Raw genomic sequence first — 24,524 nt, 5'->3', positions numbered from 1 at the left:
CACACGGCCGGTCGCTCCCCGGCCCCGCGAGGGGCCCGGGGCGACTGATGGCCGGCCGGGTGGTTACTGTGCAGTCACTTAGCACCGCTCACAGCATGCTCTGCTGACCGCACCCCTCGGAGGCGCCCCATGGCTTCGCCCGACCAGGAACTCGTTCCCCTGCTCGACAAGGACGGCGTACGGCTCACCGTCGACGACGCGCTCGCCACGGTGACGCTGACCAACCCGGCCAAGCGCAACGCGCAGAGCCCCGCGATGTGGCGTGCGCTCGCCGAAGCCGGGCGGAAACTGCCGGGCTCCGTCCGCGTGGTCGTGCTGCGCGGCGAGGGCAAGTCCTTCTCCGCCGGACTCGACCGGCAGATGTTCACGCCCGAGGGGATCGAGGGCGAACCGTCCTTCATCGACCTCGCGCGCAGTGGCGACGCCGAACTCGACGGCGCCATCGCGGAGTTCCAGGAAGGCTTCACCTGGTGGCGGCGCAACGACCTCGTGTCCGTCGCCGCCGTGCAGGGCCATGCCATCGGGGCGGGATTCCAGCTCGCGCTCGCCTGTGACCTGCGCGTCGTCGCCGACGACGTGCAGTTCGCCATGCGTGAGACGAGCCTCGGCCTGGTCCCCGACCTCACCGGCACCCACCCGCTCGTCTCGCTGGTCGGTTACGGCCGCGCCGTCGAGATCTGCCTCACCGGCCGCTTCGTGCACGCGGAGGAGGCGGTGACCTCCGGCCTCGCCAACATCGCCGTGCCCGCGGCGGACCTCGACGCGACCGTCGGCGAACTGGCGGCGGCGCTGCTGGCCGCGCCGCGCGAGGCCGTCATCGAGACCAAGGCGCTGCTGCGGGGAGCGGGCGAGCGGACCTATGACGAGCAGCGCGCCGCCGAGCGCGCCGCCCAGGCCCGCCGACTGCGGGACCTGGCCGGCCTCGGCGACTGAGCCGGCCGCACCGGGACGGCGCGCTCCCGGTCACCGCACGGCGGTGACCAGCACCGTCACCGTGGGGTGATCCGGCAGTGCCGTCGTCACCGCCTCGCGGACCCGCCGGGCCACGTCCAGCGCCCGGTGGGCCGTGCTCACCGCGAGCTCCACGCGCACATGGCGGCGGGGGAGTGCGGCGTCGGTGAGCTGCCGCTCCTCGATGTGGACGCTCCGCCCGAGCGTCGCGGTCAGCCCCGCCACCCCCTGGACGGCGAGCGCCGCGACGCTCACCCGCAGCTCGTCGCCCTCCCGGGCGGGCTGGTCCGGCGCGGTCGCCGACGGCGGCGGCCCGGAGACCGGCTCCCGCTCCCCGTCGGCCTCTTCCTCCCCTGCCTCCAGCAGTGCCGTCACCCGCAGATCCACCTCCGAGACCGCGAGCCCCACCCCCTCCGCAGCCGCGGCCAGCGCCTCGCGCAGACGGGACGCCGCGGCCGGCAGCGGCTCGGACGCCGTCGCCGCGAAGTCGGCCGTCACCCGCAGCGGCCCCGGCGGGAGCCCGCTCGGCGGTGGCGGCACGGCCGGCTCGTACACCCCGGACGGATCCGCGAGCGCGATCCGCAGCGCTCCCAGGCGTACGCCCCGCACCTCCCGCACCGCACGCCTCAGCGCCGTGTCCGCCGCGCCCTCCGCGATCCACACGCCGTCCCGCGGCCCGCCCAGCGGCAGCAGTCTGCCCAGCCCCAGCTGCTCCCGCACCGCACGCGTCCACCGTTCAGCCGTCATTCCTCCAGCCTGCCGCATTCCCGGAGCGAGTTCAGGAAACGGCGCTTAACGTGACAATAAGGACGACAATTGACGTAGAGGGTAAATCGCATAAGAAGGACGTGCGGCGATGAGCGAGACGACGGAGCAGAACCGGACGCAGGCACCGGACAGCGGCGCCGATCCGACGCAGACCCGCAGGACCACCCGAAGGGGCGGCGGGGACCCGGGCAGCCGTGGGCGGACCACCATCGCCGACGGGGTCGTGGAGAAGATCGCCGGGCTGGCGGCGCGCGACGTCTTCGGCGTCCACGCCATGGGAAGCGGAGTCAGCCGCACCTTCGGCGCGGTACGGGACCGCGTGCCCGGCGGGGGCAAGTCGGTGACCCGGGGCGTCAAGGCGGAGGTCGGCGAGGTGCAGACCGCGCTCGACCTGGAGATCGTCGTCGACTACGGCGTGTCCATCTCCGACGTCGCCCGGGACGTGCGGGAGAACGTCGTCGCCGCGGTGGAGCGGATGACCGGCCTGGAGGTCGTGGAGGTCAACATCGCGGTGAGCGACGTGAAACTGCCCGAGGAAGAGGACGAGGAGCCGGAGCCCCGGATCCAGTGACGCGTCGGCGGCCGGGTGACCGGACCGCTGAGGGGAGTGCATCTTGAACATGGCCGTGGTCGGCATGATCGCCGGCATGGCACTGGGCTTCGCCGGATACTTCGGCGGGTTCGGGGCCTTCGTGCTGGTGGCGGCGCTGGGCGCCGTCGGTTTCGTCGTGGGCCGGTTCCTCGAGGGGGACCTGGACCTCGGCGACTTCTTCCGCACCCGTGAGCACCGGCGCAGGTGACCGCCGTGAACGAGGGGACCGGCGCCCCCGGCGGGCGCCCGGCGGCGGCGGGCGTCCCGCCCGGAGAACGCGGCGCGACCCGGATCGCCGACCGGGTCGTCGCCAAGGTGGCCTCGCAGGCCGCCCGCGAGGCCGTCGGACCGCTGCCGCCCGAGGCCGCCCGCCCGCACGCCACCGTCGTCGTGCAGCACCAGGAGGCGGCCCGCGTCCGCGTCCACCTCGAACTCGGCTACCCGACGGACATCGGCCCCCGCTGTCACGCGGTGCGTCGTCATGTCACCGAGCGGGTAGGCGCGTTGGTGGGAATGGAGGTGCCGGAGGTCGCCGTGCACGTCGAACGGCTGCACCTGACGGCGGCACACGGCCCGGCGCACGGGAGGACTCGATGAACGAGCCCCGGAGTTCCGAGGGCACCACACGACGACTGCCGGTTCTGGACAAGTCCCCCCAGGACCCGCAGGACCCCTACGACTCCGACGACCCGCACGAGCCGCAGGGCCCGCCGGACGCCGGCCCCGGGCCCGCCCCGACCACGCGCGGCGGCCGCTTCTGGTCCGCGCGGCGCGTCCCGGCGGCCCTCGTCGCGCTCCCGCTCCTGGTCCTGGCGGGCGCCCTCCTCTACGACGTCGCCGCCGTCCGCGCCGACCGGCCCGCCCTGCGCGCCCGGCGCGAACTCGCCCGGCAACTCGCCGAACGGCCCCTGGACGACACCTGGGTGCTCGTCGGCGCGGGCGTCGCCGCCGCCCTCGGCCTGTGGCTGGTCGTCCTCGCCGTCACGCCCGGCATGCGCCACGTCCTGCCCATGCGGCGCACCCACCCCGACGTGCGCGCCGGGCTCCACCGGGGCGCCGCCGCACTGGTGCTGCGCGACCGGGCCATGGAGGTCGCCGGCGTGCAGTCGGTCCGGGTGCACGCCGGGCGCCGCAAGGCCGACGTGCACGCGGTCTCCCACTTCCGCGACCTGGACGACGTACGCGCCGACCTCGACGCCGTGCTCGGCGACGCGATCCGCGGACTGGGCCTGGCCCGGCCGCCCGCGCTGTCGGTGCGCGTGCGCCGGCTCGGCAGGAAGGGGTGAGGCGATGCTCAGGACCGTCAACCGCGTCGCGATCGGACTCGTGGGACTCGTCCTGCTGGCCGTCGGCGCAGCCGTGCTCGCGGTGGGCCTCGGCGCCCCGCCGCCCTCCTGGTGGATCCACGACGGCAAGCGGGACGTGCTGCTCAGCACCGCCGAACGCACCCACTGGCGGGACGAGACCTGGTGGTGGCCGGCCGTCATCGCCGCACTGGCGCTCCTCGTGCTGCTCGCCCTGTGGTGGCTGATCGCCGACCTGCGCCGCCGCCGGCTGGGAGAGGTCCTCGTCGACACCGGGGACGGCGCGGGCGCCCTGCTGCGCGGCCGGGCCCTGGAGGGCGTGCTGAACGGAGACGCCGCCCGCCTGGACGGCGTCGCCCACGCCCGGACCCACCTCACCGGGCGCAGGGACGCACCCGAGGCCCGCGTACGCCTCACCCTGGAGCCCCATGTCGACCCGGCGGACGCCCTGGACCACCTGACGCACCGGTCCATCGCTCACGCGAGGGACTCCGCCGCCCTCCCGGCGCTCCCCGCCGAGGTGCGCCTCAAGACCGCCAAGCACCCGGCGGAGAGGGTGAGTTGATCACTTTCCGCACGCGGCTCACGGCTCAGAAGCCGTGCCGCATCCCGCCGTCCACCGGGAGCATGATCCCGGTCAGGTAAGAGGCGCCCGGCGAGAGCAGGAAGGCGGCCACCCGGCCGAACTCCTCAGGGCTGCCGTAGCGGCGCAGGGGGATACGGGACTCGTTGGCGGCCCGGGTCGCCTCCGGGTCGGCGGACAGCCCGTCCAGCTCGCGGACGCGGTCCGTGTCTATGCGTGAGGGGAGCAGCCCCACCACCCGGATGCCCCGCGGCCCCAACTCGTCGGCGAGGGACTTCGCGAAGCCGGCGAGCCCGGGGCGCAGCCCGTTGGAGATCGTCAGACCCGGGATCGGCTCGTGCACCGACCCGGACAGCACGAACCCGATGACACCCCCGGCCTCCAGCTCGGCCGCCGCCGCCCGTGCCAGCCGCACCGCGCCCAGGAACACCGACTCGAACGCCGTCTGCCACTGCTCGTCCGAGTTGTCGGCGACGAACCCGGGCGGCGGCCCGCCCACGCTCACCAGAATCCCGTCGAACCGGCCGAAGGCCTCCCGCGCGGCGGCGATCAGCCGTTCGGCCGCCTCCGGATCGGCGTTGTCGACGGCGACGCCGAGCGCGTTCGGCCCCAGCCCGGCCGCCGCGTCGGCGACCCCCTGCTCGTCCCGCCCGGTGACGACGACCTTCGCGCCGTCCGCGACCAGCTCGCGCGCGACGGCGTTGCCGAGCCCGCGCGTGGCTCCCGTGACGATGTACACCCGGTCCCTCAGTCCAAGATCCATGGCCCCTATCCTGCCTTCTCGCCGTCGAACAGGGTGAGGGCGGTGTTCACCAGGCCGAGGTGACTGAAGGCCTGCGGGTAGTTCCCCAGGTGACGGCCCGCCACCGGGTCGTACTCCTCCGCCAGCAGCCCCACGTCGTTGGTGAGGCCCACCAGCCGTTCGAACAGCTCCCGCGCCTCGTCGGCACGGCCCGTCAGATGCAGGGCCTGTGCGAGCCAGAACGAGCAGGCCAGGAACGCGCCCTCGTCGCCCGGCAGGCCGTCCACGGTGGCCCGCTCGGTGCTGTAGCGGCGCACCAGCCCGTCGTGGCCGAGCTCCGCCCGGACCGCGTCCACCGTGCCGATCACGCGCGGATCGTCCGGGGGCAGGAAACCGACGCGCGGGATGAGCAGCAGGGACGCGTCCAGTTCACGTGAGCCGTAGTACTGCGTGAAGGTGTTCCGTTCGGGGTCGTAGCCCTTCTCGCACACCTCACGGTGCACCTCGTCGCGCAGTTCCCGCCACCGCTCCGGCTCCCCGTCGAGCGCCGGATAGCGCTCCAGCGTGCGCACCGCGCGGTCGGCGGCCACCCACACCATCACCTTGGAGTGCGTGAACTGCCGTCGGCCGCCGCGCACCTCCCACAGCCCCTCGTCCGGCTGCCGCCAGTGCTCGCACAGCCACTTCATCAGCGCGCACTGCAGCGCCCACATGTGCGGCCGCGGCGTCATCCCCGCGACCCGGGCCAGCGACAGCGAGTCCATGACCTCGCCGTACACGTCCAGCTGGAGCTGGTCCACGGCCCCGTTGCCGATGCGTACGGGCGCGGAGCCGGCGTAGCCCGACAGCCACGGCAGCTCGCACTCCGGGAGCCGGCGCTCACCCGCCAGCCCGTACATGATCTGCAGGTCGGCCGGGTCGCCCGCGACGGCGCGCAGCAGCCAGTTCCGCCAGGCCTCGGCCTCCTCCTCGTAGCCGACGGCGAGCAGGGCGCCGAGGGTGAGGGTGGAGTCGCGCAGCCAGCAGAAGCGGTAGTCCCAGTTGCGCACCCCGCCCAGCTCCTCGGGCAGGGAGGTGGTGAGTGCGGCGACGATCCCGCCGGTGGGCACGTAGGTGAGCGCCTTCAGGGTGATCAGGGAGCGTACGACGACGTCCCGGTGCGGCCCGTCGTATCGGCAGCGCGCCGACCAGGCCTGCCAGTCGGCGACGCTGACGCGCAGCGCCTCACGCGGGTCGACCAGCGGCGGACGCGGATGGTGCGAGGGGTGCCAGGTCATGACGAACGCGACCGACTCGCCCTCCTCGACGGTGAACTCGGAGAACGTGCAGAAGTCCTCGCCCCAGGTGAGCACCTCCGGTTCGCTGCGCAGCCACACCGCGTCCGGCCCGGCGACCGCCACCCGGTGCCCGTCGGACCGCCGCATCCACGGCACGACCGAGCCGTAGTCGAAGCGCAGCCGCAGCGTGCTGCGCACGGTGACCCGGCCGCGCAGACCCTCCACGACGCGTACGACGTCGGGGGCCCGGTCGCGCTGCGGCATCAGGTCGGTGACCCGGATCGCGCCGTCGGCCGTCTCCCACTCGGTGTCCAGCACCAGGGTGTCGGGGCGGTAGGCGCGGCGGGTGCAGGGGCCTTCGGCGCCGGAGGGCGCGATCCGCCAGTGGCCGTTGTCCTCGTCGCCGAGGAGGCGGGCGAAGCACGCGCCGGAGTCGAAGCGGGGCAGGCACAGCCAGTCGATCGAGCCGTCCCTGCCGACCAGGGCCGCGGTCTGTTCGTCGCCGATGACGGCGTAGTCCTCGATGCGGGGGTGCACGGGGTGCGGGTTCCCGGCGGGCCCCGGGGGCAATCAGGATGCGGCCGGGGGAGTGACACGTGGAGTGACGCGTGGCTCCCGCCGGCTACACCGCCGCCGGTTCCGTCCGCTCCGTCTGCTCCTGCGCGCTGTCCCGCCGGTCGCGCAGCTCGCGGCGGACCAGCACGACCCAGCCGACCGGCACCGCGGCGGAGAACAGCCACCACTGGATGGCGTACGCGTAGTTCAGCGCGGCGTCCTCGTCGCCGGGGCGGCCGATGAGCTGCGGGGTGTCGCCCCGGGGCGCGGGCGAGGTCAGCGCGATGTAGCCGCCGAGCACCACCGCGCCGAGGCGGCGCGCCTCCTGCTCGCTGTTGATCAGCATGACCTGCCGGTCGGGGAGGCCCTTGAGGTCCTTGATGCCGCTCGCCGCGGTCGTCTCGTCGGGCATGAGCCGCCCGGTGACGGTGATCCGCCCGGCGGGCGGCGCGGGCACCTCGGGGAACGCGGTCTGCGTCGGGGCGTCGGCGGGGACCCAGCCCCGGTTGACCAGCAGCACCTTGCCGTCCGTCAGGACGAACGGGGTGAGGACGTGGAAGCCGACCGCCTCGTCGGCGTTGACGCGCCGCCGGACGACGACTTCCCGCGAGGTGTCGAACCGGCCCGTGGCGCTCACGTTGCGGTACCGCTCGTCCCTGGTCACCACGTGCCCCGGGGACGTCATGCGCTCCACCGGCACCGGTGCGGAGGAGAGCGCGTCCGAGACCAGCTGGTTGCGGGCGGTGCGCTCCTCGTAGCGGTGCATCTGCCAGATGCCCAGCCTGATCATCGTGGGGATGAGCAGCAGGGCGACCAGCGTGAGGATCACCCACTGCCGGGACAACAGGAAGCGGTACACCCCACGACCGTACAACTCTGCCATGGGGCGCACGCGGGTGGGGGCGGTCTCAGACCCGGTCGACGATCCCCACCTTCCCCTCCGCGCGAGCGCAGTGGGCGCCGCAGTACCAGTGGCCCTCGACATCGACGCCCTGCCCGATGATCTGCACACGACAGTGCTCGCAGATCGGTGCCATGCGGTGGATCGCGCAGGAGAAGCAGTCGAAGACGTGCACCGCGCCCTGCGCGTGCACCTCGAAGGTCATGCCGTAGTTGTTGCCGCAGACTTCACATGTCGCCATGCGCCACAGGGTGAGCCGTCGGCGCGGTGCGGGCGAGTCGGCTCCAGGCGAGTCGCCCGTCAATCACCCGTCCGTACGGTCACCCCTGCGAGGCCGGCTCCACGTCGCCCAGCAACTGTCCGAACGCCGCCTCGTCGACCACCGGCGTTCCGTACTGCCGGGCCTTGACCACCTTCGAGGTGCCCGAGTCGGGATCGTTGGTGACCAGCAGACTGGTCAGCCGCGAGAGGGACGTGGCCACGTGCAGGCCCGCCTCGGTCGCGCGGTCCTCCAGCAGTTCGCGCTCGACGGAGGTGTCCCCGGAGAACGCGACCCGCATGCCCTGCTTGAGTCGTTCGCCCGGTTCGTACCGTCCGGGGTTGGGGTAGGGGCAGGCGGGACGCTTGCGGGACGGCCGCCAGCTGCCCGGCCGGTATCCGCCGGCCCCGTGGTCGCCGGGCCCGCTCGCCTGCCGGCCGATGCGCGGCACGGGCCGGTCCTGCCACTCCGTCAGCGGACGGCACTCGTGCAGCGGCAGCCGCACCCCGCCCGCCGCCGCGGCCCGCAGACTCGGCCGGAACGCCTCCGCGAGCACGCGCGCGTCGTCCAGTGCGTGGTGCGCCCGCTGCTGGACGACGCCGAAGTGGGCGGCCAGCGACTCCAGCTTGTGGTTGGGCAGCGGCAGCCTCAGCTCCTTGGACAGCGCGATGGTGCACAGCCGCTGACGCACCGGCGCCTCGCGCTCCGCGCGCGCGTACTCCCGCGCGATCATCTGCCAGTCGAAGACCGCGTTGTGCGCGACGAGCACCCGGCCCGCGAGCCGCTCGGCGAACTCCTCGGCCACCTCCCGGAACAGGGGCGCCCCTTCGAGCGCCTCGCTCGTCAGACCGTGTATCCACACCGGCCCCGGGTCCCGCTCGGGGTTGACCAGCGTGTACCAGTGGTCCTCGACCTCGCCGCGCCCGTCCAGCCGGTAGACGGCGGCGGAGACGATCCGGTCGTCGCGGGCCAGTCCGGTGGTCTCCACGTCGACGACCGCGTACCCCTGGGGATAGGCGGCCGGCCACTCCATGGGGGAGGGCGCTGTGGTCGTACGGTCTTCGAGCATGGTCACTGAGGATACGGTCCCCCACCGACAGCTCCGGCACACCGCCCGCCGCACGAGCCCATATCGGCGGCGTCGACCTGCAGTTGACCGGGGCCGCCGACCCGCCGCACGTGGCCCCCGACACGCCCGTCGCGTTCGACCGGGCCGAACTGCCCCGCCCCCTCGGGCGGGAGACGTTGGCGGAGATCGCCAAGAAGCAAGCGCGTACCCCCCTTGATACTTGTGGGTAACAACGACTAGCCGCAGGCCACCGGCGGAAATACCGTGCCCCCATGCCGAACCTGCCCGATGTCGTGCTGTGGTCGATACCCGCCTTCGTGCTGCTCTCCGTGGTCGAGATGATCAGCGTCCGCCTCCATCCCGACGAGGACGCGGCCGGATACGAGGTGAAGGACGCGGCCACGAGCGTCGGGATGGGGCTCGGGAGCCTCGTCTTCGACTTCCTGTGGAAGATCCCCATCGTCGCCGTCTACACGGCGGTGTACGAACTGACGCCGCTGCGCGTCCCCGTCCTGTGGTGGACGGTCCCCCTGATGCTGCTCGCGCAGGACTTCTTCTACTACTGGTCCCACCGCGGCCACCACGTCATCCGCATCCTGTGGGCCTGCCACGTCGTCCACCACTCCAGCGAGAAGTTCAACCTCACCACCGCCCTGCGCCAGCCCTGGACCTCGCTGACCGTCTGGCCGTTCTACCTCCCGCTCGTCGCCGCCGGCGTCCACCCGGCCGCCCTGGCGTTCTGCTCCTCGGCGAACCTCGTCTACCAGTTCTGGATCCACACCGAGCGCATCGACAAGATGCCCCGGTGGTTCGAGTTCGTCTTCAACACCCCCTCGCACCACCGTGTCCACCACGCCTCCCAAGGCGGCTACCTGGACCGCAACTTCGGCGGCATCCTCATCGTCTGGGACCGGCTCTTCGGGTCGTTCGTGCCGGAAGTGCAGCGGCCCGTCTACGGGTTGACGAAGAACATCCACACTTACAACCCCCTGAAGGTCGCCACCCACGAGTACGTCGCCATCGCCAAGGACCTGCGGGCGGCCCGCAGTTGGCGGGAGCGGGCCGGGCGGGTGTTCGGCGGCCCCGGCTGGCAGCCGGCGCCCGCGACGGCCCCGGCGGCTGCCCGGGCGACGCCCGTCGAGCCGGCCGAGAAGAGTCCGGCCGCGTGACCGGCCCCCGTCGCCCCCTCGCCTCCGGCCGCCTCCCCGGGATCCTCCTCGCCGCCTTCGCCCTCACCGCCGCCGTCGATCTCCTCAGCCTCGCGGCCGGGTTCACCCCCGGCCACCAGGCGGCCAAGCCCCTCCTCATGCCCCTGCTGGCCGCCTGGGCGGCGCTCCGCGGCGCGCCCCGGCTCCTCCTGGCGGCCCTCCTCTGCGGCTGGGGCGGTGACGTCCTGCTGCTCTCCGGCGCCGAACCGGCCTTCCTCGCCGGCATGGCCTCCTTCGCCGCCGGCCACGTCTGCTACCTGGCCCTCTTCCACCGGCACGCGCCCGGCCCGCCCCGCGCGCGTGCAGCGCTCCTGGCCCCCTGCTACGCCGTCACCCTGGTCGTCGCCGTCGCCCTGCTGTGGCCCGACCTCCCGGCGGACCTCCGCGTCCCCGTCGCCGGCTACAGCACGCTTCTCACAGTGACGGCCTTCACCGCGGCGGCCCGGCTCGGGCTCGTCGCCGGGCTCGGCGGCGCGCTGTTCCTGCTGTCCGACAGCCTCATCGCGACCGGCGTCGCCGACTGGCCCCAACTCCCGCGCCCCGACCTCTGGATCATGCTCACGTACATCGCGGCCCAGTCGCTGTTGACGCACGGCGTCCTCGGCACACGGCCCGCGCCCACCCGGCCGCGACGGACGCCACGCGTCCCCGCGTGAGTCCGGGGAGTGCGAGGGCCGGACGGCGAACCGTCCGGCCCTCGACTCCTGATACGACACGACTCGGGATGCTCGCCTGTTCCTTGAGCAGCTTATGCAGGGCCTCCGGCGACGCCCACGGGTGGGCAACACGTCCTGTCGGCGTGCAGTCGACGTGGTGAAGTGCCCGCGCCACAGCGCCGCCCCTGACATCCTGCATAGGGATCGGCCAACGCTAGGGTGATGTGCGAACCCTGACCTTCCCAGCTTTCGGTGCTTTTGAGCCTCCGATGGAGTCAGTGACTCCTATTTCGCCATGCACTCCACAGCGGATCAACGATGGCGGCGACGATACCTGCTGCGGTAGCTACCAGAAGTGACCTGGCGTTGACGGTGTGATCTAGAACTAGGTCGATAGCCGTGATCACGCCGAACACACCTGAGAACTCGATCAGGGCTCGAACCCAGAGGGTTTTCGGTTTGCCGTCTCGGTTTTCATGGTCAGCTAGCACGAGTAGGCTTTCCAGGCCGGGTGTCCGATGACGATTCCGATCGGTGACGGGTACGGGACTCGAAGCTCGACGCACCTATTGCTTCGTGCTGCGTCCTTGAAGGTGTTCGCGATACTCGACGCAGCGTAACCGAGGGTTCCCCGACATATCGTACGCACCGGGACGTTTCGGACCCTACTGGGTGCCTTTTGGCACGCCGCCACGACGAGTGCCGAAGCATCGGCGTACCGCGCGACGGACTTGGCTTCGGACTTGTTGAACTTGATGTAGACGCCGCGGCCAAAGCTCACCTTTGGGTCAGCTACGACGGGAAAGACCGTGGAAGGTGTGGGCTGAAACTCTTGTACAAGGGTGTCGCCCTCCATGCGGTAAGACGTCGGGACCGAGAGCCCGTTGTCGTCCTTGGCCCACGGAGCGTCGATGTGTCCCACAACCTCCCAGACGTCCTCGGTGCGGGGGTTGATCTCCGGGTCGACAGCGCCATCCTCGCCGGTGAACTTCAAGTCAAGGTCTGCGCCGTTCGCAGGCTTGACGATGTCGAAGCCGTTGGTCTCGTTGGCCATGACCATGGCGCCTGTGGGGACATGAAGCTTGAAGTTGAACTTCCTGGGGGCAGCGGCGTTGCGTACCCCGACGAGCGCCCTGACTCCGCCGTCAGTGGTGGGCTGAAGGGCGGGGGCGACCGGGTTGTCGCTGTCTACGTAAGCCACCGTCCCAGCCGTTGACTTGGACTTGCTGACGAGGCCGGACTCGGGAAGGTTGAAGCCGATCTGTACGTTGTTGTCATTGGTGAGAGTGACGCGAGAACTGCTGTTCTTGGGGACGTCGATGGTCCCCGCTGCTGTCGTGACGATGGCGGCGCTGTCCGCGTCACTGGAGGAGTTGCGGACTATGTCGGAGGTCCCGGTGGCAGTCTCGACCATGGAGATGACGTAGGGCTCTTCCCAAATGACGTCGGGCTTGGCCTGAGCCGTCCCGGCCATCGTGAGAAGGGAAGCGGCCATAGTCGCCGCAACGCCCGCAGCTAGACCGACCGTTCTGGTGCTTGCGCTCATGTGGCTGACCTTTCAGTCACCGTGTGCAGGGATGCGTACTGTTGTGATCGCACCCGGAGATGACGGCAGGATGTCCTCCTGCGTCATGTCTCTGATGTGGGAACGTTTCAGCTGTGCGTTTGTCTGACAGGGACGCTGGGTTTTCTTCCTGCTGGACGGACGGACGACCGGAGCTTCTCGTGTGCACGGGTACGAGAGCGGGCCACGCTGCCGCGATGCACCCCTAACAGACCCGCTGCCTGATCGATTGTGTATCCGTACAAGTCGACGAGCAGCACGGCGGTCTTCTGCGCTGGTGGGAGTGTTGAGATGAGGCGGGTGGCCTCCCACGTCGCCTCGCGATGGTTCAGGTCGTCCTGGGATGGCGCGGTCTCCGGGGGCTGAGGCGTCAGCACCTCGCGCTGATGTAAGCGAAACATGTCGTAGGCGATATTCGTGACGGTGCGAATCGCGTAAGCGCGAGGATTGGGGTGACGAGTGAACTCGGCGGAGTGTCTCAGCAGTCGCTCGCAGGCTAGCTGAGTGGCGTCGTCGGCTGACGAGGCGGGAGCGACAGCCGTTGCTCGTCGTTGGACTGTGGGTAGGAGGTCCAGCAGCAGGGCTGCCGCGTCGTGAGACGGTTCATGGCGGGGGGTGGCGCCTGGATTCACATCGACTCCCGTGATACGGCTGGTCAGGCCTTGATCGCTAGCGCTTCAATCATGAACATGACGCCAAGGGCGGTGCAATGGAGATCATTGGCCCTTGAGCTTTATCTGAGGTTCCGGGCGGAGGAATAGCTGGTTGGTCGGCGGCGCAGAATCGACGTGAACCGTTGGCTGCTGCCCGCCGTGACCTTGGGCAGGGAGCCTACGATCGAGCCCCCGCTCCACCCGTCGTCCGCAACGCGAGGAGACTCCGTGGCCACCGAGACACCGCCCCCCTCGAAGACGCAAGCCCGACTCCCGTCCACCGAGGAGTTCGTCGCGGTGCAGGACAGCGCGGAGTTTGGTGAACTGCGCCGCGCCCACCGGGGTTTCGCGTTCCCCCTGACCGTCGCCTTCATAGCCTGGTACCTGCTGTACGTCCTGCTGTCCAACTACGCCGGCGATTTCATGGGCACCAAGCTCTTCGGCAACGTGAACATCGCCTTCGCCCTCGGCATCGCCCAGTTCGGCACCACGTTCCTCATCGCCTGGTGGTACTCGCGGCACGCCGCCGCGAAGCTCGACCCCAAGGCGGACGCCATCAAGTCCCGGATGGAGGGCGGCGCATGAGCCCCGCGATCACACTGGCGGCCGGTGAGGCGAGCGAGCACCGGCCCCTGATCATCACCCTGTTCGGCCTGTTCGTCGTCGCCACCCTCGTCATCACCGTCTGGGCGGGCCGCCAGACCAAGGACGCCGCCGACTTCTACGCGGGCGGCCGCCAGTTCAGCGCCTTCCAGAACGGTCTCGCGGTCTCCGGCGACTACATGTCGGCCGCGTCGTTCCTCGGCATCGCCGGAGCCATCGCCCTCTTCGGCTACGACGGCTTCCTCTACTCCATCGGCTTCCTCGTCGCCTGGCTGGTCGCCCTGCTCCTGGTCGCCGAACCGCTGCGCAACTCGGGCCGCTACACCATGGGCGACGTCCTCGCGTACCGCATGCGCCAGCGCCCCGTCCGCACCGCCGCCGGCACCTCCACCATCGTCGTGTCGATCTTCTACCTGCTGGCCCAGATGGCGGGCGCCGGCGTCCTGGTCTCCCTGCTGCTCGGCATCACCTCCGACGCCGGCAAGATCCTCATCGTCGCCCTGGTCGGCGTCCTGATGATCGTCTACGTCTCCATCGGCGGCATGAAGGGCACCACCTGGGTCCAGATGGTCAAGGCCGTGCTCCTCATCGGCGGCACCCTGCTGATCACTTTCCTGGTTCTGCTGAAGTTCGACTTCAACATCTCCGACCTGCTCGGCAAGGCCGCCGAGAACAGCGGCAAGGGCACCGCCTTCCTGGAGCCCGGCCTCCAGTACGGCGCGACCGGCACCTCCAAGCTGGACTTCATGTCCCTGGGCATCGCCCTGGTCCTCGGCACCGCCGGCCTGCCGCACATCCTGATCCGCTTCTACACCGTCCCCAACGCCAAGGCGGCCCGGAAGTCCGTCAACTGGGCGATCGGCATCATCGGCGGCTTCTACCTGATGACGATCGCGCTCGGCTTCGGCGCGGCGGCCCTGATCTCCCAGAAGGAGATCATCGCCTCCAACCCGTCGGGCAACACCGCCGCCCCCCTGCTCGCCCTGCACCTCGGCGGCGTCGACTCGACCTGGGGCGCGATCCTGCTCGCCACCATCTCCGCGGTCGCCTTCGCGACGATCCTCGCCGTGGTCGCCGGCCTCACCCTCGCCTCCTCCTCGTCCTTCGCGCACGACATCTACGCCAACGTCATCCGCAAGGGGAAGGCCACGGAGAAGGAGGAGATGAAGGCGGCCCGCTGGGCGACCGTCTTCATCGGCGTCGTCTCCATCGCCCTGGGCGCCCTCGCCCGCGACCTCAACGTGGCCGGCCTGGTCGCCCTGGCCTTCGCCGTCGCCGCCTCCGCCAACCTGCCGACCATCCTCTACAGCCTGTTCTGGAAGCGGTTCACCACCCAGGGCGCCCTGTGGTCGATCTACGGCGGCCTGGTCGTCGCCGTCGGGCTGGTGCTGTTCTCGCCGGTCGTCTCCGGCGACCCCAAGGCGATGTTCCCCGACGCCGACTTCGCCTGGTTCCCGCTGAAGAACCCCGGGATCATCTCCATCCCCTTCGGCTTCCTCATGGGCTTCCTCGGCACGATCCTGTCCAAGGAGAGCCCGGACACCGGCAAGTACGCCGAGCTGGAGGTCCGCTCCCTCACGGGCACCGGCGCCCACTGACCCGCCTGCCCGCACGCGGGGCCGTCGCGTACCACCGCGACGGCCCCGCGCCGCGTTCCTGTGATCGCGCCGCCCCCGATGTCGTAGCCGTCGCGTAGGCTCGCAGATGACGGAAGAAGAGGACTGTTCCGCGACGAGGGAGGGGGCCCCGTGCTCATCGACACCTTCGGCCGAGTGGCCACCGACCTGAGGGTCTCGCTGACCGACCGCTGCAACCTGCGCTGCACGTACTGCATGCCCGAGGAGGGCCTGCAGTGGCTGGCCAAGCCCGACCTCCTCTCGGACGACGAGATCGTCCGCCTGATCGACATAGCGGTCACCTCCCTCGGCATCGAGGAGGTCCGCTTCACCGGCGGCGAACCGCTGCTGCGCCCCGGCCTCGTCGGCATCGTGGAGCGCGTCGCCGCCCTGACCCCGCGCCCCCAGACCTCGCTGACGACCAACGGCATCGGCCTCAAGCGCACGGCGACGGCCCTGAAGGCCGCCGGCCTCGACCGCGTCAACGTCTCACTCGACACGCTGCGCCCCGACGTCTTCAAGGCCCTCACCCGCCGCGACCGCCACAAGGACGTCCTCGACGGCCTCCGGGCCGCCCGCGACGCGGGCCTCGACCCGGTCAAGGTCAACTCCGTCCTGATGCCCGGCCTCAACGAGGACGAGGCCCCCGACCTGCTGGCCTGGGCCGTCGAGCACGACTACGAGCTGCGCTTCATCGAACAGATGCCGCTGGACGCCCAGCACGGCTGGAAGCGCGACGGCATGGTCACGGCCGGGGACATCCTCGCCTCCCTGCGCACCCGCTTCGACCTCACCGCGGAGAGCGTCGAGGAGCGCGGCTCCGCCCCCGCGGAACGCTGGATCGTCGACGGCGGCCCGCACCGCGTGGGCGTGATCGCCTCGGTCACCCGCCCGTTCTGCGCGGCCTGCGACCGCACCCGCCTCACCGCCGACGGCCAGGTCCGCACCTGCCTCTTCGCCCGCGAGGAGACCGACCTCAGGGCGGCCCTGCGCTCCGGCGCCCCCGACGAGGAGATAGCCGCCCTCTGGCGTGAGGCGATGTGGGGCAAGAAGGCCGGCGCGGGCCTGGACGACCCCTCGTTCGTCCAGCCGGACCGGCCGATGTCCGCCATCGGCGGCTGAGGCCACCCGGGAGCCCGCAGACGTTGCCTGCCGCGGCCCTAGGACCCCGCGGGCGCCTGCCAGTCCTCGAAGCGCACCACGTCCTTCAGGAAGCCCCGGACGCCGAGGAACTGCGACAGATGCTCGCGGTGCTCCTCGCAGGCCAGCCACGTCTTGCGCCGCTCCGGCGGGTGGATCTTCGGATTGTTCCACGCCAGCACCCACACCGCGTCGACGCGGCAGCCCTTGGCGGAGCAGATGGGGGTCTCGTCACTCACGGACGTCACTCACAGATTCGTCTCGCCTGGATGCACACAAAAGGCGACGCCGAGCAGCCACGGGGGGAGCTGCCCGGCGTCGGTCTGTCGCTCCGACGGGGGATGCGGAGCGTCGTACGAAGTATGTCACGGCCAACTGGCCCCGGGGCACCGGAACAACATGATTGATCTGAGCTTTTCTTGAGCTTGGCTCACAGTCGACCCGCCGCCGCCTCACGGCCGCGGCTCGGCCGGACCGCCCTGCGGTTCCTCGTGGAGGGACTGCGCGCCCCGCCCTCCGGATTCCGCGGAACGCTCCTCTTGGGACCCGCGCCCGTCCGCCTCGGGCGGCTGGATCATCGGCCGCGTCGGCATCGTCACGAACGTCGTCGGCAGCCCCGGCGCGTTCTCCCGCCCGGCATTGGCGATCACCACCGCGATGTACGGCAGCACCAGGCCGAGGACCAGCGCCACGATCGCCACATGCCGTTCCACGTTCCACAGCACCGCGGCCAGGACCACCGACACCGTACGGACGGACATCGAGATCACATACCGCCGCTGACGGGCCCGGACGTCGTCCTGAAGCCCCTGCCGGGCCCCGGTGATCCGGAACACCTGGACGTTCCCGCCGCCACTCTGCTTCCGCATCGCGTTCCACCATCCGCCCGCGTCGAACACTCCCCGGCATCCACCGTACGCCGCGGTCCGGCCGCCTTCGAGACCGGGGCCGCCCCGGCACGCGGGAGACCGCTACGCCGTCCCGTGTACGACATCACCCGACATGCGCCGTACGGCAGGCGGGCTGAAACTGGGGGCAATGCTCACGTCGAGCCGTACGAGGAGGCAGCCATGGGCTGGTTGTGGGCGATCATCGTGGGATTCGTACTGGGCCTGATCGCCAAGGCGATCATCCCGGGCAAACAGCACAGTCCGCTCTGGCTGCTCACCATCTTCGGCATCCTCGGCGCGGTCGTCGGCAACGCCGTCGCCCGGGGGTTCGGCGTCGACGAGACCCCCGGCATCGACTGGAGCCGGCACATTTTCCAGCTGATCGCCGCGATCATCATCGTCGCCTTCGGCGACATGCTGTACACGCGGACCCTGGGCAAGAGGAAGCAGAGGGTGTGACAGGAAGCCATTTGCAGGCGCCCGAAGGGCGCCGCACATGAGGGGCGCGGGAACTGCGCGACCGGCCACGACGCACGCGCGGCCCGCAACAGACCCGCACCCTCACGGCGCACCCCGCGGAGCGCACCGCATCCCTTACGGCGCTACCCGCGGAGCGAACCTCATCCGCCGGTGACGACCTCCACCGCAGCGAGGTTCTTCTTGCCGCGCCGCAGCACCAGCCACCGCCCGTGCAGCAGGTCCTCCCGCGCCGGGACGTGATCCTCGGCGGTGACCTTCACGTTGTTCACGTAGGCCCCGCCCTCCTTCACCGTCCGCCGTGCGGCCGACTTGCTCGGCACCAGCCCGACCTCGGCGAACAGGTCGACGACCGGACCGAGCTCGGCGACCTTGACGTGCGGCACCTCCGACAGCGCCGCCGCCAGCGTCCGGTCGTCCAGGCCGGCCAGCTCACCCTGGCCGAACAGGGCACGGCTCGCCGCGATGACGGCGGCCGTCTGCTCGGCGCCGTGCACCAGCGTGGTCAGCTCCTCGGCCAGCGCACGCTGCGCGGCCCGCGCCTGCGGCCGCTCCTCGGTCTGCCGCTCCAGCTCCTCCAGCTCCTCCCGCGAGCGGAAGGACAGGATGCGCATGTACCGGGAGATGTCCCGGTCGTCCACGTTCAGCCAGAACTGGTAGAACGCGTACGGCGTCGTCATCTCCGGGTCGAGCCAGACGGCGCCGCCCTCGGTCTTGCCGAACTTGGTGCCGTCGGCCTTCGTCATCAGCGGCGTGGCGATCGCGTGCACCGACGCCGTCGGCTCCAGCCGGTGGATCAGGTCCAGGCCGGCCGTCAGGTTGCCCCACTGGTCGCTGCCGCCCTGCTGGAGCGTGCAGCCGTAGCGCCGGTAGAGCTGGAGGAAGTCCATGCCCTGCAGGATCTGGTAGCTGAACTCGGTGTAGCTGATGCCCTGGTCGGACTCCAGCCGGCGGGCCACCGAGTCCTTCGTCAGCATCTTGTTGACGCGGAAGTGCTTGCCGATGTCCCGCAGGAACTCGATCGCGGACAGACCGGCCGTCCAGTCGAGGTTGTTGACCATCACGGCCGCGTTCTCGCCCTCGAAGGACAGGAACGGCTCGATCTGGCCGCGCAGCTTGTCCACCCAGCTCGCCACCGTCTCCGGCGCGTTCAGCGTGCGCTCGGCGGTCGGGCGGGGGTCGCCGATCAGACCCGTGGCGCCGCCGACCAGCGCCAGCGGCCGGTGACCGGCCTGCTGGAGCCGGCGCACGGTGAGCACCTGCACCAGATGCCCGACGTGCAGGGACGGCGCGGTCGGGTCGAAGCCGCAATAGAACGTGACGGGACCGTCCGCGAGCGCCTTGCGCAAAGCGTCCTCGTCGGTGGACAGGGAGAACAGCCCCCGCCACTTCAGCTCGTCGACGATGTCCGTCACGGTTCTCGTGTCTCCTCGATGATCTTCTTGACGCCCTCGGCCGGTCGAGTGACCGCCGGCTACGAGGTTATACGCCCTGACTGACAGAGCTCATATTGAAATCCGGCACCCGCAGCGCGGGCATGGCGGCCCGGGTGAACCAGTCGCTCCACTCCCTGGGCAGCGTCTTCTCCGTGCGCCCCGCCTCGGTCGCCCGGCCCAGCACGTCGACCGGCGACTCGTTGAAGCGGAAGTTGTTGACCTCACCCACCACCTCGCCGTTCTCCACCAGGTACACGCCGTCCCGGGTCAGACCGGTGAGTAGCAGCGTCGCAGGATCGACCTCACGGATGTACCACAGGCAGGTCAGCAGCAGCCCGCGCGTGGTGTTCGCCACCATGTCCTCCAGGGAGCGGTCGTCGCCGCCGTCCAGGATCAGGCTGTCGCCGCCGGGGGCGACCGGGAGGCCGGTCAGGGCGGCGCTGTGCCGGCTGGTGCTGAGACGCTTTAGCTCGCCCCCGCGGATCCACTCCGTGGAGGCGATCGGCAGCCCGTTGTCGAAGACCGACCGGTCGCCGCCGGAGGAGTGCGCGATCACGAACGGCGCCGACTCCAGACCCGGCTCGTACGGGTCGCTGCGCAACGACAGCGGCAGCGCGGCCAGCCGCTCGCCCACCCGCGTGCCGCCGCCCGGCTTGGAGAACACCGTCCGGCCCTCGACCGCGTCCCGCCCCGACGCCGACCACAGCTGGTAGATCATCAGGTCCGCCACGGCGGTCGGCGGCAGCAGCGTCTCGTACCGCCCCGCGGGCAGCTCGATCCGCCGCCGCGCCCAGCCCAGCCGTACGGCCAGCTCCGCGTCGAGCGCCGCCGGGTCGACGTCCTTGAAGTCCCGCGTCGACCGGCCCGCCCACGCCGAACGCGTACGGTCCGGCGACTTGGCGTTGAGCTCCAGCGTCCCGTTCGGCTGGTCGTGCCGCAGCCGCAGCCCCGTCGAGGTGCCCAGGTACGTCGACACCAGCTCGTGGTTGGCGAAGCCGTACAGCTCCCGGCCGCCCGCACGCGCGCGTGCGAAAGCCTCGCCCAGCGCCGGCGCGAAGTCGGCGAACACCGCCGACGAGGTCTCCGCGGGCGCCTCCGTGAACTCCGGGGACGGCGCGACGCCCGTCACCAGCGGCTGCGCGTCCTCCGCGGGGCCGGCACCGCGCGCGGCGGCCTCGGCGGCCCGCACCAGCGGCTCCAGCTCGTCCGGGGTGACCGCCGTCCGGGAGACGACCCCGGAGGCCGTGCCCTGGGCGCCGTCCACCGTCGCGATCACGGTGAGCGTGCGGGAACGCGTCACGCCGTTGGTGGTGAGCGCGTTGCCCGCCCAGCGCAGGTTGGCGCTCGACTGCTCGTCCGCGATGACGACACAGCCGTCGGCCCGCGACAGCTCCAGCGCCCGCTCCACGACCTCGTGCGGCTTCTCGATGCGGGCGCTCATCGGCCGGCCTCCTGAGTGATGTTGAGACTGTGCTTGCCCGGGGGACGACCCCCGGACCCCCGGCCGGACTCGATGCGGGCGCTCATCGGCCGGCCTCCTGCGTCGTGTTGAGGATGTTGACGCCCTTGAACAGGGCGGAGGGGCAGCCGTGCGACACCGCGGCCACCTGGCCCGGCTGGGCCTTGCCGCAGTTGAACGCGCCGCCGAGGACGTATGTCTGCGGCCCGCCCACCGCCGCCATGGAACCCCAGAAGTCGGTCGTCGTCGCCTGGTAGGCCACGTCCCGCAACTGCCCGGTGATCCGCCCGTTCTCGATCCGGAAGAAGCGCTGCCCGGTGAACTGGAAGTTGTACCGCTGCATGTCGATCGACCAGGACCGGTCCCCGACGACGTAGATGCCCCGGTCGACGCTCCCGACCAGATCCTCCGTCGACATGCCCGCCGGGTCGGGCCGGAGCGACACGTTGGCCATGCGCTGCACGGGCACGTGCCCGGGGGAGTCGGCGAAGGCGCACCCGTTGGAACGCCCCAGCCCGGTGAGCTTCGCGATCCGCCGGTCCAGCTGGTAGCCGACGAGCGTCCCGTCCTTCACCAGGTCCCAGGACTGGCCCTCGACGCCCTCGTCGTCGTACCCGATCGTCGCGAGGCCGTGTTCGGCGGTGCGGTCGCCGGTGACGTTCATCAGCTCCGAGCCGTAGCGCAGCTTGCCGAGCCGGTCGAACGTGGCGAAGGAGGTGCCGGCGTAGGCGGCCTCGTAGCCGAGCGCGCGGTCCAGCTCGGTGGCGTGGCCGATGGACTCGTGGATGGTCAGCCACAGGTTGGACGGGTCGACGACCAGGTCGTACAGCCCCGGCTCCACACTGGGCGCCCGCATCTTCTCGGCGAGCAGCCCGGGGATCCGCTCCAGCTCGTCGTCCCAGTCCCAGCCGGTCCCGGTCAGGTACTCCCAGCCCCGCCCGACCGGCGGCGCGATGGTCCGCATCGAGTCGAACTCGCCGCTGGACTCGTCCACCGACACCGCCGTCAGCGACGGGTGCAGCCGCACGCGCTGCTGCGTGGTCACCGTCCCCGCCGTGTCGGCGTAGAACTTGTTCTCGTGGACGGTGAGCAGCGAGGCGTCCACATGATCGACCCCGTCGGCGGCCAGCAGCCGGTGGCTCCAGTCGCCGAGCAGCGCCGCCTTCTCCTCGTCGGGCACCGTGAACGGGTCGATCTCGTACGACGACACCCACGTCTTCTCGGCGTGCACCGGCTCCTCGGCCAGCTCCACGCGTTCGTCCGAGCCGGCCGCCCTGATCACCTGCGCCGACAGCTTGGCCATCGCGACGGCCTGCGAGGCCACCTTGGCGGCCCCGTCCATCGTCAGGTCCACGCCCGACGCGAACCCCCAGGTCCCGCCGTGCACCACCCGCACCGCGTACCCGAGGTCGGTCGTGTCCGACGACCCGGCCGGCTTGGCGTCCCTCAGCCGCCAGGACGCGCTGCGCACCCGCTCGAACCGGAAGTCGGCGTGCTCGGCCCCGAGCGCCCGCGCGCGAGCGAGCGCGGCGTCGGCGAGGGCGCGCAGGGGTAGTGCCGTGAAACTCTCGTCGATCGTATGAGGCACCTGCGTAGCTCCCTGTGGTCGTCGCGCGTGCATGCCCCGATCATGTCGCGCCGAACGACTCCCGACCACAACTTTCCGAGCGCGTTGCGGCCGATGACGGCAGGACGGGCCGGGTGGTGACTGTGGGGACCCCACAGTTCCCGCCGCAACGCCCTGTCGCCCCCGGCTTCGGCGGCCGGTGCCTCGGAAGGATAGTTTCGACGAGTACCAGACTGCCGATCGAAAGGGTGATCCGTTGAGCCGCTCGGTTCTCGTCACCGGAGGAAACCGGGGCATCGGCCTCGCCATCGCCCGCGCGTTCGCCGACGCCGGCGACAAGGTCGCGATCACGTACCGCTCGGGGGAGCCGCCGGCCGGCTTCCTGGCCGTCAAGTGCGACATCACCGACCCCGAGCAGGTGGAGCAGGCCTACAAGGAGGTCGAGGAAGCCCACGGCAACGTCGAGGTCCTCGTCGCCAACGCCGGCGTCACCAAGGACCAGCTGCTGATGCGCATGTCCGAGGAGGACTTCGCGTCCGTCATCGACACCAACCTCACCGGCACCTTCCGTGTGGTCAAGCGCGCAAACCGCGGCATGCTGCGCGCCAAGAAGGGCCGCGTCGTGCTGATCTCCTCGGTCGTCGGGCTGCTCGGCTCCGCGGGCCAGGCCAACTACGCGGCCTCCAAGGCCGGTCTGGTCGGCTTCGCGCGTTCCCTGGCTCGTGAGCTGGGCTCGCGCAACATCACCTTCAACGTCGTCGCGCCCGGATTCGTCGACACCGACATGACCAAGGCGCTCACCGACGAGCAGCGCGAGGGCATCGTCTCCCAGGTGCCGCTCGGCCGGTACGCGCAGCCGGAGGAGATCGCCGCGACGGTGCGGTTCCTCGCCTCGGACGACGCCTCGTACATCACTGGAGCCGTCATCCCCGTTGACGGCGGACTGGGAATGGGTCACTGATCACCATGAGCGGAATTCTCGAGGGCAAGCGCGTCCTGATCACCGGTGTGCTGATGGAGTCCTCCATCGCCTTCCACGCCGCCAAGCTGGCCCAGGAGCAGGGCGCCGAGATCATCCTCACCGCGTTCCCGCGGCCCACGCTGACCGAGCGCATCGCCAGGAAGCTGCCGAAGCCGACCAAGGTCATCGAGCTCGACGTCACCAATGACGAGCACCTCGGGCGCCTCGCCGACATCGTGGGCGAGGAGCTCGGCGGCCTCGACGGCGTCGTCCACTCCATCGGCTTCGCCCCGCAGGACGCGCTCGGCGGCAACTTCCTCAACACGCCGTTCGAGTCGGTCGCCACGGCCATGCACGTCTCGGCGTACTCCCTGAAGTCGCTCACCATGGCCTGCCTGCCGCTGATGCAGAACGGCGGCTCGGTCGTCGGTCTGACCTTCGACGCGCAGTTCGCCTGGCCGCAGTACGACTGGATGGGCCCCGCCAAGGCCGCCCTGGAGGCCACCAGCCGCTACATGGCCCGCGACCTCGGCAAGCAGAACATCCGCTGCAACCTCGTCTCGGCGGGCCCCATCGGCTCCATGGCCGCCAAGTCCATCCCGGGCTTCGGCGAGCTGGCCTCCGTGTGGGACACCCGCTCCCCGCTGGAGTGGGACCTCAAAGACCCCGAGCCGGCCGGCCGCGGCATCGTCGCGCTGCTGAGCGACTGGTTCCCGAAGACCACCGGCGAGATCATCCACGTCGACGGCGGTCTGCACGCCATCGGCGCCTGACGTCCGACAGCGCGCAGCACGGGTGAGGGCCCGCGTCCGGGAGGGCGCGGGCCCTCACCCGTTCGGCCTAGCTGACCGGGCGCGGGGCGGGTCCGGCACGCCACTCTGAGGTGCGGGTTCGTCACCGCGGTCCCCTCCCCAGCACGGTCGAGGAGGTTCCCTTGTGCGCCTGTCTCGCAGCCTCGCCCCGTTGACCGTCGCCGTCTGCCTCGTCCTCGCGCTGCCGTACGACGCGATGTCGCACACACGCGTGGAGGCACCGGAACCCACCGCCACGCGGGAGTCGCTCGGCGCGGAGTGCCGGATCGACGTTCGCGGCTCCCATGTGGTCGCCCACTGCCACAATCCCGACGCCGGCGTCGACCGCGTGCGCCTGCACATCGAGTGCGCGCGCTGGTGGGACCTCGACACCGACACCGCCCCCGCCGACGCCGGGCCCGCCATGACCGTACGACTGGCCGGCCGCTGCTGGATGGAGGTCCGCGCGGCCTGGGTCAGCCATCAGTGGCGGTGAACCCTC

28 protein-coding genes are annotated in these 24,524 nt (G+C 71.1%); 15 read left to right on the top strand and 13 right to left on the bottom strand.

Annotated features, from left to right (window positions below; all coding sequences use genetic code 11):
• Positions 1-129: 129 nt before the first annotated feature.
• On the top strand, positions 130-933 hold the full coding sequence (locus ACIOC0_RS25255) for an enoyl-CoA hydratase/isomerase family protein (RefSeq protein ID WP_402157739.1): 804 nt from the start codon (positions 130-132) through the stop codon (positions 931-933).
• Positions 934-963: 30 nt separating this feature from the next.
• On the opposite strand, the gene ACIOC0_RS25250 is transcribed toward ACIOC0_RS25255, so the two are convergent.
• Complete coding sequence (locus ACIOC0_RS25250; protein WP_402157738.1) at positions 964-1,698, bottom strand: nucleopolyhedrovirus P10 family protein; 735 nt, start codon at positions 1,696-1,698, stop codon at positions 964-966.
• Between the two features lie 109 nt (positions 1,699-1,807).
• On the opposite strand from ACIOC0_RS25250, the gene ACIOC0_RS25245 reads away from it, so the two are divergent.
• From ACIOC0_RS25245 to amaP, 5 genes are read left to right on the top strand one after another with little or no spacing between them, the layout of a single operon-like run.
• The gene (locus ACIOC0_RS25245; RefSeq protein ID WP_402157737.1) at positions 1,808-2,290 is read left to right on the top strand and encodes an Asp23/Gls24 family envelope stress response protein; all 483 of its coding nucleotides are present in this window, start codon (positions 1,808-1,810) and stop codon (positions 2,288-2,290) included.
• A 43-nt stretch (positions 2,291-2,333) separates the two neighbouring features.
• Complete coding sequence (locus tag ACIOC0_RS25240; protein ID WP_351096822.1) at positions 2,334-2,519, top strand: hypothetical protein; 186 nt, start codon at positions 2,334-2,336, stop codon at positions 2,517-2,519.
• Positions 2,516-2,908 (top strand): Asp23/Gls24 family envelope stress response protein, encoded by a 393-nt coding sequence (locus ACIOC0_RS25235; RefSeq protein WP_402157735.1) that lies wholly within the window; start codon positions 2,516-2,518, stop codon positions 2,906-2,908. The genes ACIOC0_RS25240 and ACIOC0_RS25235 overlap by 4 nt, the downstream gene beginning before the upstream one ends.
• Positions 2,905-3,597: a DUF6286 domain-containing protein gene (locus tag ACIOC0_RS25230; RefSeq protein WP_402157734.1), complete on the top strand. Its 693-nt coding sequence runs from the start codon at positions 2,905-2,907 to the stop codon at positions 3,595-3,597. The genes ACIOC0_RS25235 and ACIOC0_RS25230 overlap by 4 nt, the downstream gene beginning before the upstream one ends.
• Positions 3,598-3,601: 4 nt before the next feature.
• Positions 3,602-4,180 carry an alkaline shock response membrane anchor protein AmaP gene (gene amaP, locus ACIOC0_RS25225; protein ID WP_402157732.1) on the top strand — a complete coding sequence of 193 codons (579 nt, stop codon included), beginning with the start codon at positions 3,602-3,604 and terminating at the stop codon, positions 4,178-4,180.
• Between the two features lie 25 nt (positions 4,181-4,205).
• Here the strand turns inward: amaP and ACIOC0_RS25220 are convergent, their stop codons facing one another.
• From ACIOC0_RS25220 to ACIOC0_RS25200, 5 genes are all read right to left on the bottom strand, one after another.
• Positions 4,206-4,961: an SDR family oxidoreductase gene (locus tag ACIOC0_RS25220; RefSeq protein WP_402157730.1), complete on the bottom strand. Its 756-nt coding sequence runs from the start codon at positions 4,959-4,961 to the stop codon at positions 4,206-4,208.
• Positions 4,962-4,966: 5 nt separating this feature from the next.
• Positions 4,967-6,754, bottom strand: a complete 1,788-nt coding sequence (locus ACIOC0_RS25215) for a glycoside hydrolase family 15 protein (protein ID WP_402157729.1) — start codon at positions 6,752-6,754, stop codon at positions 4,967-4,969.
• 85 nt (positions 6,755-6,839) lie between these two features.
• Positions 6,840-7,631, bottom strand: a complete 792-nt coding sequence (locus ACIOC0_RS25210) for an SURF1 family protein (RefSeq protein WP_402158207.1) — start codon at positions 7,629-7,631, stop codon at positions 6,840-6,842.
• Between the two features lie 49 nt (positions 7,632-7,680).
• On the bottom strand, positions 7,681-7,914 hold the full coding sequence (locus ACIOC0_RS25205; RefSeq protein WP_130437465.1) for a hypothetical protein: 234 nt from the start codon (positions 7,912-7,914) through the stop codon (positions 7,681-7,683).
• 79 nt (positions 7,915-7,993) lie between these two features.
• Entirely contained in the window at positions 7,994-9,001 is a 1,008-nt protein-coding gene (locus ACIOC0_RS25200) for a DEDDh family exonuclease (protein WP_402158205.1), read from the bottom strand.
• A gap of 272 nt (positions 9,002-9,273) precedes the next feature.
• Here ACIOC0_RS25200 and ACIOC0_RS25195 point away from each other — a divergent pair, with 272 nt between their 5' ends.
• Both ACIOC0_RS25195 and ACIOC0_RS25190 read left to right on the top strand, forming a co-directional pair.
• Positions 9,274-10,170 carry a sterol desaturase family protein gene (locus ACIOC0_RS25195; protein WP_402157727.1) on the top strand — a complete coding sequence of 299 codons (897 nt, stop codon included), beginning with the start codon at positions 9,274-9,276 and terminating at the stop codon, positions 10,168-10,170.
• Positions 10,167-10,865 carry a lysoplasmalogenase gene (locus ACIOC0_RS25190; protein ID WP_402157725.1) on the top strand — a complete coding sequence of 233 codons (699 nt, stop codon included), beginning with the start codon at positions 10,167-10,169 and terminating at the stop codon, positions 10,863-10,865. The genes ACIOC0_RS25195 and ACIOC0_RS25190 overlap by 4 nt, the downstream gene beginning before the upstream one ends.
• 484 nt (positions 10,866-11,349) lie before the next feature.
• Here ACIOC0_RS25190 and ACIOC0_RS25185 read toward each other — a convergent pair whose 3' ends face one another.
• Together ACIOC0_RS25185 and ACIOC0_RS25180 are read right to left on the bottom strand one after the other, a co-directional pair.
• The gene (locus tag ACIOC0_RS25185; protein WP_402157722.1) at positions 11,350-12,411 is read right to left on the bottom strand and encodes a hypothetical protein; all 1,062 of its coding nucleotides are present in this window, start codon (positions 12,409-12,411) and stop codon (positions 11,350-11,352) included.
• A gap of 107 nt (positions 12,412-12,518) precedes the next feature.
• A complete protein-coding gene (locus ACIOC0_RS25180; RefSeq protein WP_402157720.1) occupies positions 12,519-13,061 on the bottom strand; it encodes an RNA polymerase sigma factor in 543 nt (180 codons plus the stop codon).
• 249 nt (positions 13,062-13,310) lie between these two features.
• Between ACIOC0_RS25180 and ACIOC0_RS25175 the strand changes: the two genes are divergently transcribed.
• The 3 genes from ACIOC0_RS25175 to moaA all read left to right on the top strand — a co-directional run bounded on the left by ACIOC0_RS25175 (position 13,311) and on the right by moaA (position 16,423).
• The gene (locus ACIOC0_RS25175) at positions 13,311-13,667 is read left to right on the top strand and encodes a DUF485 domain-containing protein (RefSeq protein WP_402157718.1); all 357 of its coding nucleotides are present in this window, start codon (positions 13,311-13,313) and stop codon (positions 13,665-13,667) included.
• Positions 13,664-15,283, top strand: coding sequence for a cation acetate symporter (locus ACIOC0_RS25170; RefSeq protein ID WP_402157716.1), 1,620 nt, complete (start codon positions 13,664-13,666; stop codon positions 15,281-15,283). The genes ACIOC0_RS25175 and ACIOC0_RS25170 overlap by 4 nt, the downstream gene beginning before the upstream one ends.
• Positions 15,284-15,433: 150 nt before the next feature.
• Positions 15,434-16,423: a GTP 3',8-cyclase MoaA gene (moaA, locus tag ACIOC0_RS25165; RefSeq protein WP_402157715.1), complete on the top strand. Its 990-nt coding sequence runs from the start codon at positions 15,434-15,436 to the stop codon at positions 16,421-16,423.
• A 38-nt stretch (positions 16,424-16,461) separates the two neighbouring features.
• Here moaA and ACIOC0_RS25160 read toward each other — a convergent pair whose 3' ends face one another.
• Positions 16,462-16,680 (bottom strand): hypothetical protein, encoded by a 219-nt coding sequence (locus tag ACIOC0_RS25160; RefSeq protein ID WP_402157714.1) that lies wholly within the window; start codon positions 16,678-16,680, stop codon positions 16,462-16,464.
• Positions 16,681-16,893: 213 nt separating this feature from the next.
• Positions 16,894-17,310: a DUF3099 domain-containing protein gene (locus ACIOC0_RS25155; RefSeq protein ID WP_352247667.1), complete on the bottom strand. Its 417-nt coding sequence runs from the start codon at positions 17,308-17,310 to the stop codon at positions 16,894-16,896.
• 201 nt (positions 17,311-17,511) lie between these two features.
• On the opposite strand from ACIOC0_RS25155, the gene ACIOC0_RS25150 reads away from it, so the two are divergent.
• Positions 17,512-17,790: a GlsB/YeaQ/YmgE family stress response membrane protein gene (locus ACIOC0_RS25150; protein WP_351096794.1), complete on the top strand. Its 279-nt coding sequence runs from the start codon at positions 17,512-17,514 to the stop codon at positions 17,788-17,790.
• Positions 17,791-17,951: 161 nt separating this feature from the next.
• On the opposite strand, the gene tyrS is transcribed toward ACIOC0_RS25150, so the two are convergent.
• From tyrS to ACIOC0_RS25135, 3 genes are all read right to left on the bottom strand, one after another.
• Positions 17,952-19,223: a tyrosine--tRNA ligase gene (gene tyrS, locus ACIOC0_RS25145; protein ID WP_402157713.1), complete on the bottom strand. Its 1,272-nt coding sequence runs from the start codon at positions 19,221-19,223 to the stop codon at positions 17,952-17,954.
• Positions 19,224-19,290: 67 nt separating this feature from the next.
• Positions 19,291-20,685: a metallopeptidase TldD-related protein gene (locus ACIOC0_RS25140; RefSeq protein WP_402157712.1), complete on the bottom strand. Its 1,395-nt coding sequence runs from the start codon at positions 20,683-20,685 to the stop codon at positions 19,291-19,293.
• Between the two features lie 82 nt (positions 20,686-20,767).
• Positions 20,768-22,291 (bottom strand): TldD/PmbA family protein, encoded by a 1,524-nt coding sequence (locus ACIOC0_RS25135; RefSeq protein WP_402157711.1) that lies wholly within the window; start codon positions 22,289-22,291, stop codon positions 20,768-20,770.
• Positions 22,292-22,526: 235 nt separating this feature from the next.
• Here ACIOC0_RS25135 and fabG point away from each other — a divergent pair, with 235 nt between their 5' ends.
• The 3 genes from fabG to ACIOC0_RS25120 all read left to right on the top strand — a co-directional run bounded on the left by fabG (position 22,527) and on the right by ACIOC0_RS25120 (position 24,518).
• Positions 22,527-23,231: a 3-oxoacyl-[acyl-carrier-protein] reductase gene (gene fabG / locus ACIOC0_RS25130; protein ID WP_351096788.1), complete on the top strand. Its 705-nt coding sequence runs from the start codon at positions 22,527-22,529 to the stop codon at positions 23,229-23,231.
• Positions 23,232-23,236: 5 nt separating this feature from the next.
• Entirely contained in the window at positions 23,237-24,004 is a 768-nt protein-coding gene (gene fabI, locus ACIOC0_RS25125) for an enoyl-ACP reductase FabI (protein WP_130437479.1), read from the top strand.
• A 163-nt stretch (positions 24,005-24,167) separates the two neighbouring features.
• Positions 24,168-24,518, top strand: a complete 351-nt coding sequence (locus tag ACIOC0_RS25120) for a hypothetical protein (protein WP_402157710.1) — start codon at positions 24,168-24,170, stop codon at positions 24,516-24,518.
• Positions 24,519-24,524 lie beyond the last annotated feature (6 nt).

This window comes from Streptomyces sp. NPDC088254 (genome assembly GCF_044740925.1).
Lineage (GTDB): Bacteria > Actinomycetota > Actinomycetes > Streptomycetales > Streptomycetaceae > Streptomyces.
This window is presented reverse-complemented; position numbering and strand designations above follow the sequence as displayed.